The sequence below is a fragment of the Brevundimonas sp. genome, from assembly GCF_051858995.1.
Lineage (GTDB): Bacteria > Pseudomonadota > Alphaproteobacteria > Caulobacterales > Caulobacteraceae > Brevundimonas.
In genome coordinates, this window is record NZ_JBHYGN010000008.1 from 83,541 (window position 1) to 103,650 (window position 20,110).

Below are 20,110 nucleotides of genomic sequence, written 5' to 3' on the forward strand. Positions count from 1 at the left end.
AGGGGCGATGACGGACGGATCAACGCCGCTTTTTATCCGCAAGGCAAGCGTCATCGGCGCTGTAACCCCCGCAGGGTGGGGATTTATCCGCCGCCGGCCCCTCGCTGGAAGCTCTCTACGAGGCTCCCGGCGACCAGTCTCCAGCCGTCCACGAGCACGAAAAAGATCAGCTTGAACGGCAGCGAAATCACCACCGGCGGCAGCATCATCATACCCATGGACATGAGCACGCTGGCGACCACCAAATCGATCACAAGGAACGGAACAAAAAGGAGAAATCCGATTTCGAAGGCCCGCTTCAGCTCGCTGATCATGAAGGCCGGAGTGACCACCCGCAGGGGCAGGTCGATGGCCTGCTGCGGGGCCTCGATCTTGGACAGACGGGTGAACAGGGCGAGGTCGTCCTGATCGACCTGACCCAGCATGAAAGTCTTCACAGGTTCTGATGCCGCATCGAAGGCCTGAGGCAGCTCCATCTGCTGGTCCAGCAGGGGGCGGATGCCCGAATCATAGGCGTCCTGCCAGGTCGGAGCCATGACGATGGCGCTCAGGAACAGGGCCAGGGAGACCAGAACCGCATTGGGCGGCGACTGCTGCATGCCCAGCGCCGTGCGCAGCAGGGAGAGCACCACGACGATTCGCACGAAGCTGGTGGTCATGATCACGATGGACGGCGCCAGCGACAGGACCGTCATCAGGCCGACCAACTGGACCACCCGTTCGGTCAGGCCCGCGCCGGTGCCCAGATCGACGTTGATCGCCGCGCCGCCGGACGCGACGTCCTGGGCCAGCGCGGCCAGCGGCCAGCACAGGCAGAGCAGGGTGGTCAGGAGCGACAGCAGGGCCGCGCGCTTCAGCTCCGCGCGGGTCGGCAGGCCGAACACGCTCTTCAGTAGGCTCACTTGCCCGCCTCCGGACCGCGCGGCTCGATTAGCTCACGCCCTTCGCCCAGCAGAAGCAGGCGCTCCTCGTTGTCGACCTTGACCAGAACCAGCCTGCGGGCCGGGTCCAGCACCAGGGTCTCGACCACCTGCATCCTGCGTTCGCCCCGCTCGGCGCTGAGCTTGGCCAGCAGCTGGGGCGCGTATCGACGCGCCGCCCAGGCCGCCAGGCCGATGATGCCGAGGGTGAAAGCCAGGGCGAAAACGGCCCTGAGCAGATCGAGGAAGTTCATGCGACAGGCCCCGCCGGCGACTGATTCCGACGCGCAACACTTCGGCGATCATGGTTAACGCTGTGTTGAGATAAGGTCTTGTTAACCATGCAGGCGGCATTTTCTGCCCATCGAACCGTGGGCGATCCTCGCCCGGAGACGCGCCGCCCGTGGGCTTCACCGATCTTCCGCTGCTGGGCCAGATCAAGGGCCGCCTGTCATGGCTGGACGAGCGCCAGCGTGTCATCGCCCAGAACGTGGCCAACGCCGACACGCCCGGCTACGTCGGTCGTGACCTGAACCAGCCGTCGAACTTCGCGGCCGCCCTGCGCAGCGGCGGTGGTCTGCAGATGACCCGCACCAGCGCCATGCACATCGCCCCGGCGGGCCAGCAGCCGCGCTTCGACACAGTGTCGGCGCCGGACTCCGAGACCACGCTCGACGGCAATGCCGTGGTGGTCGAGGAGCAGATGCTGAAGATGGCCGAGAGCCGCATGGCCTACGATGCCGCCATCGGCTTCTACCAGAAGTCCATGCAGATGCTCCGCATGGCCGCCCGCGCGCCCGGCCGCTGATCCTGACAGGGGAATGACCGATGCCTGATCCCGTCCCGCCCAGAAACAGCGCCATGGCCGTCGCGGCCAGCGCGCTCAAGGCGCAGCAGTCGCGCATGCGCATCATCGCCGAGAACATCGCCAACGCGCAGTCGACGGCCCAGACCCCGGGCGGCGAACCCTACCGCCGCCAGATCCCCGTTTTCCAGGCGCGCGAGATTGACGGCGCGACCGGCGTGACCCTGGCCGAGGTTCGGCCTGACCAGGGCAATTTCCGCTCGGAATACGATCCCTCGCACCCGGCGGCGAACGCTCAGGGCTATGTCCTGCGGCCCAACGTCGACACCCTGGTCGAGGCCATGGACATGCGCGAGGCCCAGCGGGCCTACGAAGCCAACCTGAACGTCATCGAGACGGCGCGCTCCATGGAGATGCGCACCCTCGACCTGATCAAGAAATAAGGGCTGATCCATGAACCCGTTGATGGCGGCCAAGGCTTATTCGGCGATCCAGGGCGGGGCCATGCCCACCGCCCCCGTGGCCGCGCCCCAGCAGTCCGGCTTCGCCGAGATGCTGACCAACGTCATGGGCGACATGACCGGAGCCTCGCGCGCCGCCGAAACCCAGATGGCTTCGGCTGTTCAGGGGCAGGGCAGCCTGATCGACGTGGTCACCGCCGTCAGCTCCGCCGAGGCGTCGCTGGAGCAGGTCATGGCCGTCCGCGATCAGGTGATTTCCGCCTATCAGGAAATCATGCGGATGCCGATCTGACGTTGTCTGTCGGCTGAACGCAGCTGACACGGAACGGCTTGCGGCCTCGTACGCTGCTTCCGGACGAGAGAGGTCGCCATGCTCAAGGACCGCAGCTCATCCGCCATCGTCGCCGTCAGCGACCTGAACCGCGCCCGCGTCTTCTATGAGGACACGCTGGGCCTGACCCTGATCGAGTCCGGCGCGGAGACCGGCGTGCTGGTCTTCCGCACCGGCCAGACCCAGCTGACCGTCTATGTGTCCGACTTCGCCGGCACCAACCGCGCCAATGCGGTGACCTGGGAGATGAAGGGCGATCTGATCGAGGTCGTCGACGACCTGCGCTCAAAGGGTGTCGTCTTCGAACACTATCCGGACATGGGCCTGACGCTGAACGGCGACATCCATGAGGCCGGACCGGCCAAGCTGGTCTGGCTCAAGGACCCCGACGGCAACATCCTGCACCTGATCGAGGGGATGTAGCGTCCCGCTCAGCCGTCGATCGAGACGACCGGCTGCAGCTTGGCCTCGGTCGCCGGGCGACGGCGGGACTTCAGCCAGCCGCGGATGCGGTCCTGGATCGGGGTGTCGATGAGGTTGTGGAACAGGAAGGCGAAGACGAAGGCCGCCGCCACGCCCGCGAACCACAGACCCCACTGCACCGGCGAGGGCAGGGCGTATCTGGCGATCAGCACATTGGCCACGCCGAACCAGGCGATGCGCACCACCTCATTGGTGATGAACATCGAGAACGAGACCTGGGCGGCCTTCTCGATGAATTTCGACGGGCGCGGCGTCGGCGTGGCGCCGGCGGCCAGGATGATGGTCGAGATACAGGCCAGCGAGATCAGGGCGTGCTTGTCGAAATACTGGACGAAGGCCAGCAGCAGGGCGGCACCGATCCCGGCCCAACCCGCCAGCCGGGGTTCGATCCAGACCTTCTGGGCGAACCATGCCAGCGACATGCCCAGGAAGAACAGCGGCAGGGCGCGGAAGAAGCCGAAGCCCATCGGCATCTGATAGACCGGATAGCCCAGCAGCGCCCAGGTCAGCTGGTTGGCCACCAGGTACATCCCGACGCCCGTGACCAGCACGGTCCACGGCCCGAGCTTGACCAGTCCGCGCAGGATCCACGGGAAGGCCAGATAGCAGCCGATCAGGGCCGAGATCGACCAGCTGGGCGCGTTCCAGCCGTAGCCGCCGTGCACCCCATAGGCCTGGGTCAGCGACAGCTGGGCCCACAGCTGGTCCCAGCGGAACCACTCCGGCGCCCGGGGGGCGAAGCCGAAGGCGCCGCCGACGACGACCAGCGCCACCAGCGACAGGCCCATGATCAGGTGGGCGGGAACGACCCGCAGATAGCGCTTCAGGAAGAAGTCGCCCGCCGACATCGAGCCCTTGGCGACCGAAGCCCCGTAGACCCGCATCAGCACATAGCCGCTGTCGATCAGGAAGAAGTTGGTCAGCAGGAAGCCGCCCCGTTCGAACACGGGATGCACGCCTTCCGCCAGCGGCACGGGGGCTGACATCTGGAAGTGGTGCAGGATGATCAGGCTGGCCACAATGAAACGCAACGCGTCGAGCCACCCGCCCCGAACGATGGGGAGTGTCTCATTTCGGGTCGAAATCGCTGTCCAGGGCATCAGACCTGCCTCCTTCGAGCAATAAGTCGCAAGGACCGGGCCGTTCCCGCTCGACTATTTCCGGGTCAGGCGCAGGAACTCTTCGCGAGTGCGCGGATCGTCCCGCATCACGCCGCTCAGGTGGCTGGTGGTCAGACTGGCGCCCGGCGCATTGACCCCGCGCAGGGTCATGCAGCTGTGCTCGGCCTCGATGACCACGCCCACGCCCTGCGGACGCAGCACTTCCTCGATGGCCAGGGCGATCTCGGAGGTCATCTTCTCCTGGATCTGCAGGCGCCGCGCGAAGCCGCGCACCACCCGGGCCAGCTTGGAGATGCCGACCACCCGGTCGGTGGGCAGGTAGCCGACATGCGCCACGCCGACGACCGGCAGCATGTGGTGCTCACAGGCGCTGACGAAGCGGATGTCCTTCAGCACGACCATCTGATTGTAGCCGCCGACCTCCTCGAAGGTCTTTTCCAGATACTGGCGCGGATCGATCTCATAGCCCTCGTAGAGCTCCCGATAGCTGCGGGCCACGCGCGCTGGCGTTTCCAGCAGGCCCTCGCGGTCGGGATTGTCCCCGGCCCATTCGATCAGGGTGCGGACAGCGGCTTCGGCGTCGGCCTGGGTGATGCTCTGCTTGGTCATGGGGTCTTAGACCCCGAAGCGGCGAGAGTTTCCAGCCCCAGATCACGGTCGATGAAGGCGATGCGCTGCCGGACGGCGGCGGAACGGTCATGACGCAACTGCGCCAGCAAGGGCGCAATGTCCGGCAGGTCGCGGCGGTTGGTCACCAGTACGTCGCCCGCGATGCGTCTCACGGCAGCTGACCGATCCTGCGCGGCCAGACCGATCAGGTCTCGTAGGGGCAGAGGGCGCTCTATGTTCCGGCGGTCGAAGGTGGGCACGCGACGGTACAGGTTGAACGCGCGGTCGATCCACTGCCGCCGGAACCCGGTCCGGCGCCGGACTTCGCCCCGCAGCAAGGCGTCGAAGGCGATCATCCGGGCGGCCGGATTGTTGGCCTTCGTCGCCAAAGTCAGAAGGTGGCCGTCGAGGGCCGGGCTCATCATCGCGGCGCGCTGCGCGTCCAGCGCCAAGCCGTCGCGACGCGTCTCCAGCCGCAGCAGAAGCGCCTCAACCACGTCAGACCGGGTGAGGGCGTCGGACAGAACCGAAACCGCAGCGGGATTGCGGGACCAGAACGGTGTGCGCGCGAGCAGGAAAAGGGCGGCTTCGGCCAGCACCGGGGCGTCGCCGTCGCCGAAAATCCGACCGATGGCCTGTCCCGCCGCCCGACGAACCTGTGGGACCCAATCATTCAGGCGCAGGGCCAGCGCCGAGGCGAAGAACGGCGACGGTGTCGCCGCCAGCTTCTGGACCGCCGCCTCGCGCACATAGCCGTCGCTGTGGAACAGGAAGAGGTACTCCAGCCGGGGCGTCTGTTTCAGGAGGTCCAGCGACTCCGCGCGGCGACGCGGTCTCCGCTCCGGTATGGCCGGGTTCAGGAACCGGAAAACCTTGTCTGGCAGGCTCGGGGGAGTCTGGATGATTTGCGATGGCAGGTAGCCGTACAGGAAGGGGCTGCCCTGAAGTGCTTCAGCCACCCGCGAAATCCTCTCCGGGGGAATGGACGAAAGTTCCTCGACGAGACGGTTCACCGTCTCAAGTCGAGCGTGACCAGTCGATAGTTCCTCTCCCAATAACTGGAGCAATGCCGCGAGTGAGGCGGAGAGGGCGGGGGTGGCTGCCATACCGCAGAGCTACCACGCACGGCTGTCGTCTCGCCAATCGCGTATCACTAACGCCTTGTTAACCACGCTCCCGGCATTTCTTGCCCAGTTCGGCTGCGCGTGTTGCGGCCTCTGGAGCGTGGCATGAACGGCGCGGAAGTTCTGGATGTAGGTCGTGACGCCCTGTGGCTGACGATCCAGCTGTGCACGCCCATCCTGCTGGTCGGTCTGGTGGTCGGCGTGGTCATCGGCCTGTTCCAGGCCCTGACGCAGATCCAGGAGCAGACCCTGATCTATGCGCCCAAGATCATCGCCATCTTCGTCTCGCTACTGCTGTTCCTGCCGCTGATGGGCGCCCTGCTGGGCGGCTTCATGCGGACCATCGCCGCGCGCATCGCCGGCATGTGACCGGCGCGTGGAGCCCTACGCCACATCAGACCAGGTCTGGCAGGGCGCGCTGATCTTCGCCCGGATCGGCGCGGTGTTGCTGATGCTGCCCGGCGTGGGCGAAAGCTATGTGCCGCCGCGCATCCGCCTGTCCTTCGCCCTGGTGGTGACCCTGGCCCTGTGGCCGGTGGTGGCGGGCGCGCTTCCGGCCCTGCCGGCGACCCTGGGCGGCATGGCCGGCTGGATCATCCGCGAGGTCATCGTCGGCCTGATGATCGGCGCCCTGCTGCGCAGCTTCCTGACCGCCCTGTCGACGGCGGGCGAGATTGTTTCGCTGCAGACCACTCTCAGCTTCGCCCAGACCGCCAACCCGATGCAGGCCCAGCCGGGCACGACCATCTCGGCTTTCCTGATGCTGCTGGGCACGACGCTGATCTTCGCGACCAACACCCATCACCTGTTCATCGCCGGGCTGGTCGGCTCGTATGAACTGATCGCTCCGGCCCGCCCGCTGGTCACCGGTGACTTCACCACCCTGGCCATCCGGACGCTGGGCGACAGCTTCGCGCTGGGGGTCCAGCTGTCGGCTCCGCTGCTGGTCTTCGCCCTGATCTTCAACCTCGCCTCGGGACTGGTCGGCCGCGTCATGCCGCAGTTCCAGGTCTTCTTCGCCGCCGCCCCGCTCAGCGTCATTCTGGGGCTCTCGATCTTCGCCTTAAGCCTCGGCGTGCTCGGCACGGTCTTCATCGACCGCTACCGCGCCCTCGCCCAGATCTTCGCGGGAGGCGCCGGTGGCTGAAGGCTCCGATCCCGAGTCGAAAACAGAAGAGGCGACACCCCGAAAACTTGAGGACGCGCGAAAGAAGGGTGACGTCGCCAAGTCGGCGGACGTCGGTTCAGCCCTGTCCCTGCTGGGCGCCGCCGCCGTCATCCTCGCCGCCGGGGGCATGTTCGCCAGCCAGATCGCCGAGCAGATGCTGCCCTTCATCGCCTCGCCCCACGCCATGCTGGGCGGGCTGGACGCGGGCGCGGGCGTCGAGATCGGCGGGCGCGCCCTGTGGGCCATCGCGCCCTTCCTAGGCGCGGTCATGCTGGCCACCATCATCGGCGGCGCGGGCGGCAACCTGGCCCAGTCGGGCATCCTGTTCACCGGCGACAAGCTGAAGCCGCAATGGAACCGGGTCAGCCCGCTGGAGGGCTTCAAGCGCATCTTCGGCCCGGACGGTCTGGTCCAGTTTCTGAAGACCTTCCTCAAGCTTCTGGCCGTCAGCTTCATCTGCTGGATGGTGATGAAGCCGCATGTGCGCGAGTTCGAGAACATGGCGGCCATGCCGCCCGCGGCCATCCTGCCGCTGGCCCGCGACATGGCCATCGCCCTGATGGCGGCGGCCCTGATCTTCCTCAGCTTCACCGCCGGGGCCGACTATCTGTGGCAGCGCTTCCGCTTCAACAAGCGGATGATGATGACCAAGGAAGAGGTCAAGGAAGACTACAAGCAGTCCGAAGGTGATCCGCACGTCAAGGCGAAGCTGAAGCAGATCCGCGCCCAGCGCAGCCGCCAGCGGATGATGCAGAACGTGCCCAAGGCCACGGTCGTCATCACCAACCCGACCCACTATTCGGTGGCCCTGCGCTATGAGCCGAACGAGGGCGACGCCGCCCCGGTCTGCGTGGCCAAGGGCGTGGACGCGGTCGCCCTGCGCATCCGGGAGGTCGCGCGCGAGCACAATGTGCCGATCGTCGAGAACGTGCCCCTGGCCCGCGCCCTCTACGCCGCCGTCGAGATTGACGACACCATCCCGCGCGAACACTTCGAAGCCGCCGCCAAGGTCATCGGCTTCGTCATGGGGCAGCGCAGGAAGCGCTGATATCCGCGGGTCTTAACGCGGCGTTTACCATGCGCCCGGCATTTTCTGCCCAGCGGGTCGAATGAGTGTCCCGTGAGTATCGGGGCGGGGACGCGTGGGCGGCTTCACGGCGGCGTTGCAGAAGTTCGGGATCGGTCGGCTGGCCGTGGTGCTTGGCGTCGCCGCCGGCGTCGCGGCGGTGCTGATCGCCGTCATGCTGCGCATCGGCCAGGCGCCGGACGCCCTGCTGTATTCCAACCTCGACCTGCGTGAAGCCTCGGAAGTCACCACGGCGCTGGACAGCGCCGGGATCAAATACTCCTCCAAGGGCGACGGCTCGACCATCTTCGTCAACCGCGACCAGGTGGGCGAGGCCCGCATGCTGGTGGCGGGCAAGGGGCTCGTGAGCTCGGGCAGCGTGGGCTACGAGATCTTCGACAACCAGTCGGTGCTGGGCCAGACCGAGTTCCAGCAGAACCTGAACGAAAAGCGCGCCCTCGAGGGCGAGCTGGCCCGCACCATCCAGACCATGCGCGGCATCCAGTCGGCGCGGGTCATGATCGCCTTGCCGCGCCGCGAACTGTTCCAGTCGCAGGCCGCCGAGCCTACCGCCTCGGTGGTCGTGGGCGTGACCGGCGGCCAGCTGACCGGCGCCCAGGTCCAGGCCATCCGCAACGTCGTCGCCTCCTCGGTGCCCAATATGAAGCCCGAGAAGGTCACCCTGACCGACACCTCGAACCGCACCCTGGCCGCCGGGACCAGCGATCAGGGCTTCAGCGCCGCCTCGGCGGAAGAGGCGCGCGGCCAGACCGAGGGACAACTGCAGGCCCGCATCAAGGACATCGTCGAGGGCGTCGTCGGCGTCGGCGGCGCGCGCGTGCAGGTCACCGCCGAGATCGACCACGCCCGCTCGACCACCCAGGAACAGCGCTTCGATCCGGATGGCCAGGTCGTCCGCTCGACCTCGACCAACGGCACGGAAAGCACCGACACCTCAGGCGCGCCTGACGGCGGCGCCACGGCGACCAACAACATTCCGGGCGGTCAGGCTCCCGCCGTGACCCCGCAGGGCTCGCGCGACACCCAGAACACCGAGACCACCAACTACGAAATCTCCAACACCACCACGACCACGGTGAAGGAAGCCGGCGAGATCAAGAAGCTGGCCGTCTCGGTCGCGGTCGACGGCAAGTGGACGCCGGGCGCCAACGGCGGCGAGCCGACCTATGCCCCTCGCACCGCCGAGGAAATCGCCCAGATCAAGTCGCTGGTCGCCGCCGCCGTCGGCATCGACGAGGCTCGGGGCGACAAGATCGAAGTGCTGAACGTGCAGTTCAACCGCGACCCGCTGGCCGTCGGCGGCGAGGAGGCGGGCGCCTCGCTGTTCAACTTCACCAAGGACGACATGATGCGGGGCGTGGAGCTGCTGGTGCTCCTGATCACCGGCGTCCTGCTGATCTTCTTTGTCCTGCGTCCCCTGCTGAAGACGGCCACGGGCGGCGGCGCCCCCGCTGCCGGTCAGCCCCAGCTGGCGGGCCCGGGCGGCGCGCCGGTCACCTCGCTGCAGACCACCATCGTCGGCGGCGCGGGCGGTCTGGCCCAGCTGAGCGGCCCGTCCGAGATGGAGCAGCGCCTCGACATCGCCCGCATCGAGGGTCAGGTGAAGGCCTCCTCGGTCAAGAAGGTCGCCGACTTCGTCGAGCGCCATCCGGAAGAGTCGACCTCGATCATCCGTAGCTGGGTGCACGAAGGCTGATGTCCGGCGCCCGTATGGTCACCAAGAAGCCGGCCGTAGAGGACGCCAGGAAACTGACCGGCCCCGAGAAGGCGGCCGTCGTCCTGCTGTCGCTCGGCGAGGACCACACCAAGCTGTGGGAAGGGCTCGACGAGGAGGAGATCAAGGAGATCTCCCAAGCCATGGCCTCGCTCGGCACCGTCAGCGCCTCGGTGGTCGAGGAGCTGCTGGTCGAGTTCGTCTCGGGCATGAGCAGCTCGGGCGCCGTCATGGGCAGCTACGAGCAGACCCAGAAACTGCTGGCCTCCTTCATGCCGGGCGATCGCGTCGACGCCCTGATGGAGGAAATCCGCGGCCCCGCCGGTCGGACCATGTGGGACAAGCTGGGGAATGTGAACGAGGCCGTCCTCGCCAACTACCTAAAGAACGAATATCCGCAGACGGTCGCGGTGGTTCTGTCCAAGATCAAGCCGGACCACGCCTCGCGTGTCCTGACCAGCCTGCCCGAGGACTTCGCCCTGGAATGCGTCCAGCGCATGCTGCGCATGGAGCCGGTGCAGCGCGACATCCTCGACAAGATCGAGCAGACCCTGCGCACCGAGTTCATGTCGAACCTGGCCCGCACGTCCAAGCGCGACAGCCACGAGATGATGGCGGACATCTTCAACTCGTTCGACCGTCAGACCGAGGCCCGCTTCATCGGCGCGCTGGAGGAGCGCAACCGCGAGTCCGCCGAGCGCATCCGCGCCCTGATGTTCGTCTTCGAGGATCTGGCCAAGCTGGACCCGGGCGGCATCCAGACCCTGCTGCGCGCGGTCGAGAAGGACTCGCTGGGCCTGGCCCTGAAGGGCGCCTCCGAGAGCCTGCGCGAACTGTTCTTCTCCAACATGTCCGAGCGCGCGTCGAAGATCATGCGCGAAGACATGGAGTCGATGGGGCCGGTCCGTCTGAAGGACGTCGATCAGGCCCAGATGGCCATGGTTCAGGTCGCCAAGGACCTCGCCGCCAAGGGCGAGATCATGCTGGTCGGCCAGGGCGGCGACGACGAGTTGATCTACTGACATGAGCGCGCAACCCGAAAAGAGAGCCTTCTTCTTCGACACCGAGTTCGACGCCGGTGGCGAGGTGGTGCAGAATTCCTCGTGGCGTTCGGTCAAACGGGCGTGGAGCCAGGTCGAGGTCGAGGCGCTCGTTGCCCAGGCCGCGCTCGAGGCGCGCGAGACGGCCCTGGCCGAGGTGGCCAGCATCCAGGCCATGGCCCTGTCCTCGATCGGTCAGGCCTTGGCGTCGGCCGCCCCCGCCCTGACCCAGATCGCCCAGGCGCACCGCGAGCAGTCGGCGGAACTGGCCATGGCCGCCGCCCGAGTGGTCTCCGCCGCGGCGCTGGATCGCTTCCCCCACGCCCCGTTGCAGGCCGCGCTGGAGGCTCTGGGGCAGGAGATCGACGCCTCGCCCCGTCTGGTCATCCGCACCGGCGAGCTGAACGACGAGACCCGCGAGCGCCTGCAGCAGATGGCCGCCGACGCCGGCTTCTCGGGCGTGCTGGCCTTCCGCGACGAGCCGGGCCTGCCGCCCGCCGCCTTCCGTCTGGAATGGGCCGATGGGCGCGCCGACTTCGAACCCGAAGCCGCTTTCGGCCGCATGCTCGAGGCCCTGAATTCCGCCCTGGCCGCCGAGGCCGGGCACGCTGAAACCCTGAACGGGAGGTCCTGATGGCCACCGACTCCATGGCGCTGGAAGAGTTCCCCGACTCATCCGCACTAGCGCCCCACGAAGAGCACACCGACAAGACCGCGCACGACCTCGCGCCGGTCTTCGACGTCCCCGTCAACATCTCCGCCGTGCTGGGCAAGGCCCACATGTCCGTGGCCCAGCTGCTGAAGCTGAACCGCGGCAGCGTGCTGGAGCTGGACCGCAAGGTCGGCGAGGCCATCGATATCTTCGTCAACAACCGTCTCGTCGCCCGCGGCGAGGTGGTGGTCGTCGAAGACCGTCTGGGCGTGACCATGACGGAAATCATCAAGACGGAAGACAGCGGCGCCTGATCGGCGACGCGGGCGTAGAGATTAGAGGAGAAGACCCATGCGGCTTCTGGTGGTTGGCAGGCTCAGCGGACAGCTGGCGACGGCGGTGAAGATGGCCATGGCGCACGGCGCCAAGGTCCAGCACGTCGAGCGCGGCGATCAGGCGACGGAGCAACTGCGACGAGGCCAGGGCGCGGACCTCCTGATGGTCGACTATCGCGTCGACATCGCCGCCCTGATCTCGGCCAATGAGAACGAGCGGATCCATGTCCCGGTCGTCGCCTGCGGCGTCGACGCCGACGCGGTGGACGCCGCCAACGCCATCCGCGCCGGGGCCAAGGAATTCATCCCCCTGCCGCCGGAAGCGGACCTGATCGCGGCGGTCCTGTCGGCGGTGGCCGACGACGAGCGCCCGATGATCTCGGCCGACCCGTCGATGAAGCATGTCATCCAGCTGGCCGACCAGGTCGCCCGCTCGGAAGCCTCGATCCTGATCACCGGCGAAAGCGGCGTCGGTAAGGAAGTCATGGCCCGCTACCTGCACTCGGGGTCCAAGCGCGCCGAGCGTCCGTTCATCAGCGTCAACTGCGCGGCCATACCGGACAATCTGTTGGAGTCCGAGCTGTTCGGTCACGAGAAGGGGGCCTTCACCGGCGCCCTGGCCCGCCGCATCGGCAAGTTTGAGGAGGCCGACGGCGGCACCCTGCTGCTGGACGAAATCTCCGAGATGGACGTCCGCCTGCAGGCCAAGCTGCTGCGCGCCATCCAAGAGCGGGTCATCGACCGCGTCGGCGGGACCAAGCCGGTTCCGGTCAACATCCGCATCATCGCCACCTCGAACCGCGACCTGGCCAAGTCGGTCGCCGAGGGCAGCTTCCGCGAAGACCTGCTGTACCGCCTGAACGTCGTGAACCTGCGCCTGCCCGCCCTGCGCGAGCGTCCGGGCGACATCGCCGTGCTGGCCGATCACTTCGTCAAGAAATACGCCGCCGCCAACGGCGTGCCGGTGCGTCCGATCTCGCTGGACGCCAAGCGCGCCCTGACCAGCCACCGCTGGAACGGCAACGTCCGCGAGCTGGAAAACGCCATGCACCGCGCCGTGCTGCTGGCGGTCGGTCCCAAGATCGACGTCGAGGCCATCCGCCTGCCGGACGGCCAGCCCCTGACCGCCGGCGCCTATGGCGCGTCCCCGGCGGACGCCGGTCCGGCGGCCCGCGCGGCCCACGCCGCTGACGTCGTCACCCGCTCGCACGTCGGCCAGACCGTCGCGCAGATGGAAAAGACCCTGATCCTCGACACCCTGTCGCACTGCCTGGGCAACCGCACCCACGCCGCGAACATCCTGGGCATCTCGATCCGGACCCTGCGCAACAAGCTGAACGAATACGCCGACGAGGGCACGTCGATCCCCGCGCCCCAGTCGGGTGTCGCGGCCTCCGGCTACGCAGCCTGATCCATGACCACGGTAACGGACCGCAGAAGCGTCCTGACCGGCCTCGGCGCCATCGGCGTCGTGGGTTGTTCGCAGCCGTCCGCTGAAACAGCGGCGGTGAAGCCGTCGGCGTGGGCGTCTGATCCCGCTGTGATCGAAGCCCTCGACCTGTCCGCGCTGGAAACGGCCAACGGCGGTCGCATCGGTTTCGCGGCGCTGGACACGGCCGCCGGCCGCACGCTCGCATCGCGCGGCGTCGAGCGGTTCGTCTACTGCTCAACCTTCAAGATGTATCTCGCCGCCGCCACCCTGCTGCGCGTGCAGGCGGGGCAGGAGCGGCTGGACCGCGCCGTCCCGATCACTCGCGCCGACATGCTCAACCACGCTCCGACGACGGAGCCTGCCGTCGGCTCGACCCTGACGATCGAGCAATTGATGCAGGGCACGGTCGAGCTCAGCGACAATCCCGCGGCCAACATCCTCATCCGCGAGATGGGCGGCCTCGACGCGCTGCGCGCCTTCTATCGCGGCATCGGCGACGACAGCACCCGCGTGGACCGTCTCGAGCCCGAGATGAATCGTCTGGACGGCGACAAGGACACCATCACGCCGCTCCAGTCCGTGGCCAATATCCGCCGTCTGCTCGTGGACGCCGACACGCCGCTGAGCCCGGCGTCGAAGGCGCTGCTGACCCGCTGGATGATCGACACGCCCACCGGTCCGAACCGCATCAAGGCGGGCGTTCCCGCCGGCTGGACCGTCGCGCACAAGACCGGCACCGGCGGCTATGGCCCGACCAATGATATCGGCGTCCTGACCCCGCCGTCCGGCGAACCCGTCGTGATCGCGGTCTACTATCACGCTGACCGCGCTTCCTCCTCGGAGCAGAACGAGGCGGTCGTCGCCGAAGCGACCCGCCTCGCCCTGAAGGCGCTCGGCCATGACTGATGCCCCGATCATGATGAAGGACGGCTACGCCCGTCCCACCGCCATGGACATGCGCGGCTGGCTGATGCGCGGCGAGGTCATGATGGCCGTCGGCGTGATCGGCGTGATCATGCTGCTGATCCTGCCGATCCCGAAATTCCTGCTGGATCTGCTGCTGGCCTTCTCGCTGGTGTCGTCGGTGCTGATCCTGATGACGGCCGTGATGATGAAGCGGCCGCTCGACTTCGCCATCTTCCCGACGGTGCTGCTGGTCTCGACCCTGTTCCGTCTGGGCCTGAACCTGGCCTCGACACGCCTCATCCTGACCCATGGTCAGGAGGGCCACGCCTCCGCCGGTCAGGTCATCGCCGCCTTCGGCGAGCTGATGATGGGCGGCAATTTCATCATCGGGGTGATCATCTTCGCCATCATTCTGGTGGTGAACTTCGTCGTCATCACCAAGGGCTCGACCCGGATCGCCGAAGTGTCCGCCCGCTTCACCCTGGACTCCATGCCGGGCAAGCAGATGGCCATCGACGCCGACCTGTCGGCGGGCCTGATCACCGAGGACCAGGCCAAGCTGCGCCGCAAGGAGCTGGAGCAGGAATCGACCTTCTTCGGGGCCATGGACGGTGCGTCAAAGTTCGTGCGCGGCGACGCCGTGGCGGGCCTGATCATCACCTTCATCAACGCGATCGGCGGCATCCTGATCGGCGTCATTTCGCACGGCATGCCGGTCGGCGACGCGGCCAACACCTATGTCCAGCTGACCATCGGCGACGGTCTGGTGACCCAGGTCCCGGCCATCATCATCTCGATCGCCGCCGGCTTCCTGGTGTCGAAGGCGGGCGTCGAGGGCACTGCCGACAAGGCCTTCGTCAGCCAGTTGGCGACCAACCCGGTGTCGCTGGGCGTCGTCGCCGGTTCGTCGGCCCTGATCGGCCTGATCCCCGGCATGCCGATCATCCCCTTCATGGCCCTGGCCGCGGGCGCGGGCTTCATGGCCTGGCGTCTGGGCCGCGCCCGGCTCAAGCCCCAGCCGACCGAGGCCGAACTGGCCGAGACCACCAGCGGGCCCAAGGAGGATGTCGAGGAGCCCATCGGCACCGCCCTGACCATCGACGAGGTCAAGATCGAGCTGGGCTATTCCCTGCTGTCGCTGATCAACGATCTGGAGGGCCGCCGTCTGACCGATCAGGTCCGCGCCCTGCGCCGTTCGCTGGCCCAGGAGTACGGCTTCGTCATGCCGTCGGTCCGCATCCTCGACAACATGCGCCTCGGCACCCAGGGCTACGCGATCCGCATCAAGGAGATGGAGGCCGGGGCCGGCGAGGTGCGTCTGGGCTCGTTGATGGCCATGGACCCCGCCGGTCGTCAGGTCGAGCTGCCCGGCGAGCACACGCGCGAGCCCGCCTTCGGCCTGCCCGCCACCTGGATCGACGAAAGCCTGCGCGAGGAGGCCACCTTCCGCGGCTACACCATCGTTGACCCCTCGACGGTGTTGACCACCCACCTGACAGAAATTCTCAAGGAGAACATGGCCGACCTGCTCTCCTACGCCGAGGTCCAGAAGCTGCTGAAGGAGCTGGGCGCGGAAGAGAAGAAGCTGGTCGACGAACTGATTCCCTCGGTCGTCACCGTCACCACGCTCCAGCGTGTGCTCCAATCCCTGCTGCGCGAGAAGGTCTCGATCCGCGATCTGGCCGCCATTCTGGAAGGTCTGGCCGAGGCCGCGCCGCATACCAGCTCGGTCACCACCCTGGTCGAACACGTCCGCGCCCGTCTGGCTCGTCAGCTGTGCTGGCAGCACAAGGGCGACGACGGCGCCCTGCCCATCGTGACCCTGTCGCCCGAGTGGGAGCAGGCCTTCGCCGAAAGCCTGATCGGCCCCGGCGAGGACAAGCAACTGGCCATGGCCCCGTCGCGCCTGCAGGACTTCATCCGCGCTGTCCGCGACGTTTTCGAACGCGCCGCCATGGCGGGCGAGACGGCGGTCCTGCTCACCGGCCCGCAGGTTCGACCTTACGTCCGCTCGATCATCGAACGCTTCCGCGGCCAGACCGTCGTCATGAGCCAGAACGAGGTCCACCCCAAGGCCCGCCTGCGGACCATCGGGTCAGTCTAGGTCAGTTGACCTCGGTCCAGCCGCCCGCCGAGGCGTTGCGCGCGGCGTCGTTCACCGGGCGGGCGATCAGGCCGGATTGGGTGATCCAGACCTCATACCGCGCCCCGTCGGCCATCGGCATATAGGCCGCGCCGCCGTACAGGGTGTCCACAGCGTCAACGTATTTGCGGTACTTCCGCGCCGTGTCCCAGGTGCTGATCTGCCAGGGCAGGCCGTTGTCCGTGTTGGTCACCGTCAACGGATGGACGCTGCGCTCGGCGTTGATTTCCTGCTGGATCGACTGATAGCGACCCGACAGGCGGTCCAGCCGGTATTGGGTGTCCAAGCCTAGCACATTGGCCCACGGCTTCCACTTCAGGACCTGGGCTTCGATCCGCCACTCGTCGCCGTGCAGGGGATAGAGATTGGTCGCCGCAGGCAGGTTTTCGCCTTGGCCGGCCTGGATCACGGTGGCCTCGAAATACTGCGGGCCGAGCTGGCGGGTCGTGATGGTGGCGACGGGACGCTCATAGGTCAGGCGGGAATAGGTCTGGACGTCCAGCGCCAGAAGGGCCGCGGTCGCCGCCAGGGCCATGAAGCCGGCTCCGCCGACCCCGCCCAGCAGGCCGCCGAAGACCTTGCCGCGAAACAGGGCGCCGAGGCCCTTCACCATCAACACCAGCCCGAGCAGTCCCACGACCGCCGGTATAATCCACCACCACCAGACCATTAGAGTCCCTCTCCCCCGATCAAGACCGGATAATCTTTACCCTAAATCCTCAGCACGGCGAGGGTTTCTCCCACGACGCGACTGGACAGGGGGAAAGGTGACGCTAATGCTCCTGTGCGATGAGTTCGGCGTGGCGAGATACGCTTCAGGCCCTGGGCCACTTCCTGCGCACGCCGACCCTGGGTCGCCGCGTCGCGGGTCTGCTGGCGCTCGCCATCCTGCTGCTGCTAGGCAGCAACGTCGCCACCTTCGTGATGATCCAGCGCACCGCGGACTTTAACGAAGAGGTGACCGCGGCCCAGCAGATGCGCCGTCAGACCCGGACCGTCCTGATCAGGCTGATCGACACCGAAACGGGCCAGCGCGGCTACCTGCTGACCGGCAACCCCGAATATCTGCAGATCAATCAGGAGGCGGCGCGAGACCTGCCTGTGATGCTGGATGATCTGGAGGCCTTCGCGCGCGGCGACGCCGACATCGAGCCCAGGGTCGCCCATCTGCGCGAACTGGCCGAGATCAAGGCCACCGAACTGCAGCGCACCATCGACATGGCCCGCACCGGTCGTCTGGGACAGGCCCTGGGCGTCGTCCGCAGCAATGAGGGCAAGGCGACCATGGACGGCTTCCGCGCCGAGGCGGCGGCCATCGATGAGATCCTGGAGACGCGGATGCAATTCCGCACCCGTCAGTCTGAATGGTCCAGCACGGTCACCGTTCTGGCCAATGCTATCGGCGCGCTGCTGATCCTTGGATTTGCGGGCGTCAGCGCATGGCTGATCCGTCGCTACGTCATGGAAATCCAGGAAGCCCGCGATGCGGTCGCCCGAATGAACGCCAGTCTGGAAGCCAAGGTCCGCGAGCGTACCTCGGACCTGACCCGGGCCAATGAGGAAATCCAGCGCTTCGCCTATATCGTCAGCCACGATCTGCGCGCGCCGCTGGTCAATGTCATGGGCTACACCTCCGAACTGGAGCAGGCGGGCAGGGTGGTCGACAAGGCGATCACCGAGGCCGAGAGCAATCGCAAGGTGGATGCGGATGTGGTCACGGCCGTCCGTGAGGACATGCCCGAGGCCATCGGTTTCATCCGCGCCTCGACCGAGAAGATGGACCGGCTGATCAACGCCATCCTCAAGCTGTCCCGCGAAGGCCGCCGCTCGCTGGTGCCGGAACTGCTGGACATGACGGCCATGGTTCAGGGCATCGCCGACAGCGTGAATCACCAGACCGCCGAGGCGAACGCCGAGATCGTGGTCGAGTCCCTGCCGCGTCTGGACAGCGACCGCCTCTCCATCGAGCAGGTGTTCGGCAACCTTATCGACAATGCGGTCAAATATCTCGACCACGACCGGCCCGGCCGGATCGTGGTCTCGGGTGAGGCGGACCATGACTGGGTGATCTATCGCATCGCCGACAACGGCCGTGGCATCGCGCCCCGCGACCATGAGCGCATCTTCGAGCTGTTCCGCCGCTCGGGTCGTCAGGATCGGGCGGGCGAGGGGCTGGGGCTGGCCTTCGTGCGCAACAGCGTTCGCCGCCTCGGCGGAGACATCACGGTGGATTCAGAGCTCGGAAAGGGCTCGACATTCATCCTCAAATTCCCCACACGCCTGATCCTCGCGGACGCCGGAGATTTCTGATGAGCACTTCCGTCAAGATCGTCATGATCGAGGACGACCTCGGTCATGCCAAGCTGATCGAGAAGAACATCCGGCGCGCCAATATCGCCAATGATATCGCGCACTTCGCCGACGGCGGCTCCGCCCTGGACTTCCTGTTCAGCGACGAGGTCCGCGCCAATGGTCCGCTGCTGATCCTTCTGGACCTGAACCTCCCGGATATGTCGGGTACGGACATTCTGGAGCGGGTGAAGGGCGACGAGCGCCTGCGCCGCGCCCCGGTGGTCGTGCTGACCACCACGGACGACAAGGTCGAAATCCAGCGCTGCTACGATCTCGGCTGTAATGTCTACATCACCAAGCCGGTCGACTATGAAAGCTTCGCGGGGGCGATCCGCCAGCTCGGACTGTTCCTGTCCGTGATGCAGGCTCCGGAGATCGAGTGAAGACCGAAGGCGAGGTCATCCGCCTGCTCTATATCGATGACGACCGCGGGCTTTCGCGGTTGGTCGAGAAGGAGCTCGGGCGTCACGGCTATGCCGTCACCTGCGCCCCTGACGGGGACGCGGGGCTGGACGTCCTCGCCGCCCAGGCGGGCCATTTCGACGCTGTCGCGCTGGATCACTACATGCCCGGCCGCGAAGGTCTGGACGTGCTGCCGGACATCATCACCCTGAACGACCCGCCGCCGGTGGTCTATGTCACCGGGGCGCAGGAGGGCCGCATCGCCGTCGCCGCCCTGCGCGCGGGCGCCGCCGACTACGTCATCAAGGACGTGTCCGAGGACTTCACCGCCCTGCTGCGCAACGCCATCGAGGACGCCATCCAGCGTCGTCGCCTGCAGCGCGAGCACCTCGAGGCCCAAGAGCAGGTCCGCCTGGCCCGCGACCGCGCCGAGGCCATGCTGCGCGAGGTCAATCACCGGGTGGGCAACTCGCTGCAGCTGGTGTCCAGCTTCATGTCCCTGCAACTGCGCCACCTCGCCGACGAGGGCGCCCGCGACGCCCTGCGCGAGTCGCAGGCGCGCATCGAGGCCGTCGCCCATGTGCACCGCCGCCTCTACACCTCGGGCGACATGTCCTCGGTCGAGATGGACGAGTATCTGCGCGGCCTGATCGACGAACTGTCCAAGTCGCTGGGCCCGGACAAGGGCTCGCCCACCCTGACGCTGGAGGTCGAGCCCCTGCGCGTCTCGACCGACCAGGCCGTCTCCCTGGGCGTGGTGGTCACCGAACTGGTCACCAATGCGGTCAAGTACGCCTACGCCCCCGGCCAGGGCGGTGAGATCCGCGTCATCCTGCGCACCGACAGCGACGGCCGCGCCCTGCTGACGGTCGAGGACGACGGTCCGGGCATGGGCGACGGCTCGCCCAAGGGCACCGGTCTGGGCGGAAAGATCATCTCGGCCATGGCCTCGGGCCTGCGCTCGGTGGTCGAGTTCGATCAGGCGCACAAGGGCGTGCGCGCCCGTCTGGCCTTCGACCTCTGAC

23 protein-coding genes are annotated in these 20,110 nt (G+C 67.0%); 17 read left to right on the plus strand and 6 right to left on the minus strand.

The window, feature by feature from the left end; all coding sequences use genetic code 11:
• Positions 1–83: 83 nt before the first annotated feature.
• Both fliP and ACTIEF_RS07935 read right to left on the minus strand, forming a co-directional pair.
• The gene (gene fliP / locus ACTIEF_RS07930) at positions 84–902 is read right to left on the minus strand and encodes a flagellar type III secretion system pore protein FliP (RefSeq protein WP_439471591.1); all 819 of its coding nucleotides are present in this window, start codon (positions 900–902) and stop codon (positions 84–86) included.
• Positions 899–1,174 carry a flagellar biosynthetic protein FliO gene (locus ACTIEF_RS07935; RefSeq protein WP_439471592.1) on the minus strand — a complete coding sequence of 92 codons (276 nt, stop codon included), beginning with the start codon at positions 1,172–1,174 and terminating at the stop codon, positions 899–901. Before ACTIEF_RS07935 ends, fliP begins: the two co-directional genes overlap by 4 nt.
• 149 nt (positions 1,175–1,323) lie before the next feature.
• On the opposite strand from ACTIEF_RS07935, the gene flgB reads away from it, so the two are divergent.
• From flgB to ACTIEF_RS07955, 4 genes are all read left to right on the plus strand, one after another.
• The gene (gene flgB, locus ACTIEF_RS07940; RefSeq protein WP_439471593.1) at positions 1,324–1,728 is read left to right on the plus strand and encodes a flagellar basal body rod protein FlgB; all 405 of its coding nucleotides are present in this window, start codon (positions 1,324–1,326) and stop codon (positions 1,726–1,728) included.
• 20 nt (positions 1,729–1,748) lie between these two features.
• Positions 1,749–2,168, plus strand: coding sequence for a flagellar basal body rod protein FlgC (gene flgC, locus ACTIEF_RS07945; RefSeq protein WP_439471594.1), 420 nt, complete (start codon positions 1,749–1,751; stop codon positions 2,166–2,168).
• 10 nt (positions 2,169–2,178) lie between these two features.
• On the plus strand, positions 2,179–2,478 hold the full coding sequence (locus tag ACTIEF_RS07950) for a flagellar hook-basal body complex protein FliE (protein ID WP_439471595.1): 300 nt from the start codon (positions 2,179–2,181) through the stop codon (positions 2,476–2,478).
• Between the two features lie 78 nt (positions 2,479–2,556).
• Entirely contained in the window at positions 2,557–2,940 is a 384-nt protein-coding gene (locus ACTIEF_RS07955; RefSeq protein ID WP_439471596.1) for a VOC family protein, read from the plus strand.
• Positions 2,941–2,948: 8 nt separating this feature from the next.
• On the opposite strand, the gene ACTIEF_RS07960 is transcribed toward ACTIEF_RS07955, so the two are convergent.
• From ACTIEF_RS07960 to ACTIEF_RS07970, 3 genes are all read right to left on the minus strand, one after another.
• Positions 2,949–4,031 carry an acyltransferase family protein gene (locus ACTIEF_RS07960; RefSeq protein ID WP_439471597.1) on the minus strand — a complete coding sequence of 361 codons (1,083 nt, stop codon included), beginning with the start codon at positions 4,029–4,031 and terminating at the stop codon, positions 2,949–2,951.
• A 123-nt stretch (positions 4,032–4,154) separates the two neighbouring features.
• Positions 4,155–4,730 carry a GTP cyclohydrolase I FolE gene (folE, locus tag ACTIEF_RS07965; protein WP_439471598.1) on the minus strand — a complete coding sequence of 192 codons (576 nt, stop codon included), beginning with the start codon at positions 4,728–4,730 and terminating at the stop codon, positions 4,155–4,157.
• On the minus strand, positions 4,727–5,836 hold the full coding sequence (locus tag ACTIEF_RS07970; RefSeq protein WP_439471599.1) for a hypothetical protein: 1,110 nt from the start codon (positions 5,834–5,836) through the stop codon (positions 4,727–4,729). Before ACTIEF_RS07970 ends, folE begins: the two co-directional genes overlap by 4 nt.
• Before the next feature lie 123 nt (positions 5,837–5,959).
• On the opposite strand from ACTIEF_RS07970, the gene fliQ reads away from it, so the two are divergent.
• The 10 genes from fliQ to flhA all read left to right on the plus strand — a co-directional run bounded on the left by fliQ (position 5,960) and on the right by flhA (position 16,292).
• On the plus strand, positions 5,960–6,223 hold the full coding sequence (gene fliQ / locus ACTIEF_RS07975) for a flagellar biosynthesis protein FliQ (RefSeq protein WP_439471600.1): 264 nt from the start codon (positions 5,960–5,962) through the stop codon (positions 6,221–6,223).
• 7 nt (positions 6,224–6,230) lie between these two features.
• Positions 6,231–7,001 carry a flagellar biosynthetic protein FliR gene (gene fliR / locus ACTIEF_RS07980; protein ID WP_439471601.1) on the plus strand — a complete coding sequence of 257 codons (771 nt, stop codon included), beginning with the start codon at positions 6,231–6,233 and terminating at the stop codon, positions 6,999–7,001.
• Positions 6,994–8,070, plus strand: a complete 1,077-nt coding sequence (gene flhB, locus ACTIEF_RS07985) for a flagellar biosynthesis protein FlhB (protein ID WP_439471602.1) — start codon at positions 6,994–6,996, stop codon at positions 8,068–8,070. Before fliR ends, flhB begins: the two co-directional genes overlap by 8 nt.
• 94 nt (positions 8,071–8,164) lie before the next feature.
• Complete coding sequence (gene fliF, locus ACTIEF_RS07990; RefSeq protein ID WP_439471603.1) at positions 8,165–9,805, plus strand: flagellar basal-body MS-ring/collar protein FliF; 1,641 nt, start codon at positions 8,165–8,167, stop codon at positions 9,803–9,805.
• Between the two features lie 14 nt (positions 9,806–9,819).
• Positions 9,820–10,845, plus strand: a complete 1,026-nt coding sequence (gene fliG, locus ACTIEF_RS07995) for a flagellar motor switch protein FliG (protein ID WP_439471907.1) — start codon at positions 9,820–9,822, stop codon at positions 10,843–10,845.
• Position 10,846: 1 nt separating this feature from the next.
• The gene (locus tag ACTIEF_RS08000) at positions 10,847–11,497 is read left to right on the plus strand and encodes a flagellar assembly protein FlbE (RefSeq protein WP_439471604.1); all 651 of its coding nucleotides are present in this window, start codon (positions 10,847–10,849) and stop codon (positions 11,495–11,497) included.
• Positions 11,497–11,829, plus strand: coding sequence for a flagellar motor switch protein FliN (gene fliN / locus ACTIEF_RS08005; RefSeq protein ID WP_439471605.1), 333 nt, complete (start codon positions 11,497–11,499; stop codon positions 11,827–11,829). The genes ACTIEF_RS08000 and fliN overlap by 1 nt, the downstream gene beginning before the upstream one ends.
• Before the next feature lie 37 nt (positions 11,830–11,866).
• On the plus strand, positions 11,867–13,261 hold the full coding sequence (flbD, locus tag ACTIEF_RS08010) for a sigma-54-dependent transcriptional regulator FlbD (protein WP_439471606.1): 1,395 nt from the start codon (positions 11,867–11,869) through the stop codon (positions 13,259–13,261).
• Between the two features lie 3 nt (positions 13,262–13,264).
• Positions 13,265–14,188: a class A beta-lactamase gene (gene bla / locus ACTIEF_RS08015; RefSeq protein WP_439471607.1), complete on the plus strand. Its 924-nt coding sequence runs from the start codon at positions 13,265–13,267 to the stop codon at positions 14,186–14,188.
• A 10-nt stretch (positions 14,189–14,198) separates the two neighbouring features.
• Entirely contained in the window at positions 14,199–16,292 is a 2,094-nt protein-coding gene (flhA, locus tag ACTIEF_RS08020; RefSeq protein ID WP_439471908.1) for a flagellar biosynthesis protein FlhA, read from the plus strand.
• A gap of 1 nt (position 16,293) precedes the next feature.
• Here the strand turns inward: flhA and ACTIEF_RS08025 are convergent, their stop codons facing one another.
• A complete protein-coding gene (locus ACTIEF_RS08025; protein ID WP_439471608.1) occupies positions 16,294–17,001 on the minus strand; it encodes a hypothetical protein in 708 nt (235 codons plus the stop codon).
• A 119-nt stretch (positions 17,002–17,120) separates the two neighbouring features.
• On the opposite strand from ACTIEF_RS08025, the gene ACTIEF_RS08030 reads away from it, so the two are divergent.
• The 3 genes from ACTIEF_RS08030 to ACTIEF_RS08040 are packed head-to-tail and all read left to right on the plus strand — an operon-like array spanning position 17,121 to position 20,109.
• Complete coding sequence (locus ACTIEF_RS08030) at positions 17,121–18,641, plus strand: sensor histidine kinase (protein ID WP_439471609.1); 1,521 nt, start codon at positions 17,121–17,123, stop codon at positions 18,639–18,641.
• Positions 18,641–19,066, plus strand: a complete 426-nt coding sequence (locus ACTIEF_RS08035) for a response regulator (RefSeq protein ID WP_439471610.1) — start codon at positions 18,641–18,643, stop codon at positions 19,064–19,066. The genes ACTIEF_RS08030 and ACTIEF_RS08035 overlap by 1 nt, the downstream gene beginning before the upstream one ends.
• A complete protein-coding gene (locus ACTIEF_RS08040; RefSeq protein WP_439471611.1) occupies positions 19,063–20,109 on the plus strand; it encodes a sensor histidine kinase in 1,047 nt (348 codons plus the stop codon). The genes ACTIEF_RS08035 and ACTIEF_RS08040 overlap by 4 nt, the downstream gene beginning before the upstream one ends.
• The last annotated feature ends 1 nt before the right edge of the window (position 20,110 follow it).

Bases quoted from the DNA above. Each gene is read 5' to 3' on its own strand.
- ACTIEF_RS07935 (WP_439471592.1), bottom strand. From the start codon at position 1,174: ATGAACTTCCTCGATCTGCTCAGGGCCGTTTTCGCCCTGGCTTTCACC.
- flgC (WP_439471594.1), top strand. From the start codon at position 1,749: ATGCCTGATCCCGTCCCGCCCAGAAACAGCGCCATGGCCGTCGCGGCC.
- ACTIEF_RS07950 (WP_439471595.1), top strand. From the start codon at position 2,179: ATGAACCCGTTGATGGCGGCCAAGGCTTATTCGGCGATCCAGGGCGGG.
- ACTIEF_RS07955 (WP_439471596.1), top strand. From the start codon at position 2,557: ATGCTCAAGGACCGCAGCTCATCCGCCATCGTCGCCGTCAGCGACCTG.
- folE (WP_439471598.1), bottom strand. From the start codon at position 4,730: ATGACCAAGCAGAGCATCACCCAGGCCGACGCCGAAGCCGCTGTCCGC.
- ACTIEF_RS07970 (WP_439471599.1), bottom strand. From the start codon at position 5,836: ATGGCAGCCACCCCCGCCCTCTCCGCCTCACTCGCGGCATTGCTCCAG.
- fliQ (WP_439471600.1), top strand. From the start codon at position 5,960: ATGAACGGCGCGGAAGTTCTGGATGTAGGTCGTGACGCCCTGTGGCTG.
- fliG (WP_439471907.1), top strand. From the start codon at position 9,820: ATGGTCACCAAGAAGCCGGCCGTAGAGGACGCCAGGAAACTGACCGGC.
- ACTIEF_RS08000 (WP_439471604.1), top strand. From the start codon at position 10,847: ATGAGCGCGCAACCCGAAAAGAGAGCCTTCTTCTTCGACACCGAGTTC.
- fliN (WP_439471605.1), top strand. From the start codon at position 11,497: ATGGCCACCGACTCCATGGCGCTGGAAGAGTTCCCCGACTCATCCGCA.
- flbD (WP_439471606.1), top strand. From the start codon at position 11,867: ATGCGGCTTCTGGTGGTTGGCAGGCTCAGCGGACAGCTGGCGACGGCG.
- bla (WP_439471607.1), top strand. From the start codon at position 13,265: ATGACCACGGTAACGGACCGCAGAAGCGTCCTGACCGGCCTCGGCGCC.
- flhA (WP_439471908.1), top strand. From the start codon at position 14,199: ATGATGAAGGACGGCTACGCCCGTCCCACCGCCATGGACATGCGCGGC.
- ACTIEF_RS08025 (WP_439471608.1), bottom strand. From the start codon at position 17,001: ATGGTCTGGTGGTGGTGGATTATACCGGCGGTCGTGGGACTGCTCGGG.
- ACTIEF_RS08030 (WP_439471609.1), top strand. From the start codon at position 17,121: ATGAGTTCGGCGTGGCGAGATACGCTTCAGGCCCTGGGCCACTTCCTG.
- ACTIEF_RS08035 (WP_439471610.1), top strand. From the start codon at position 18,641: ATGAGCACTTCCGTCAAGATCGTCATGATCGAGGACGACCTCGGTCAT.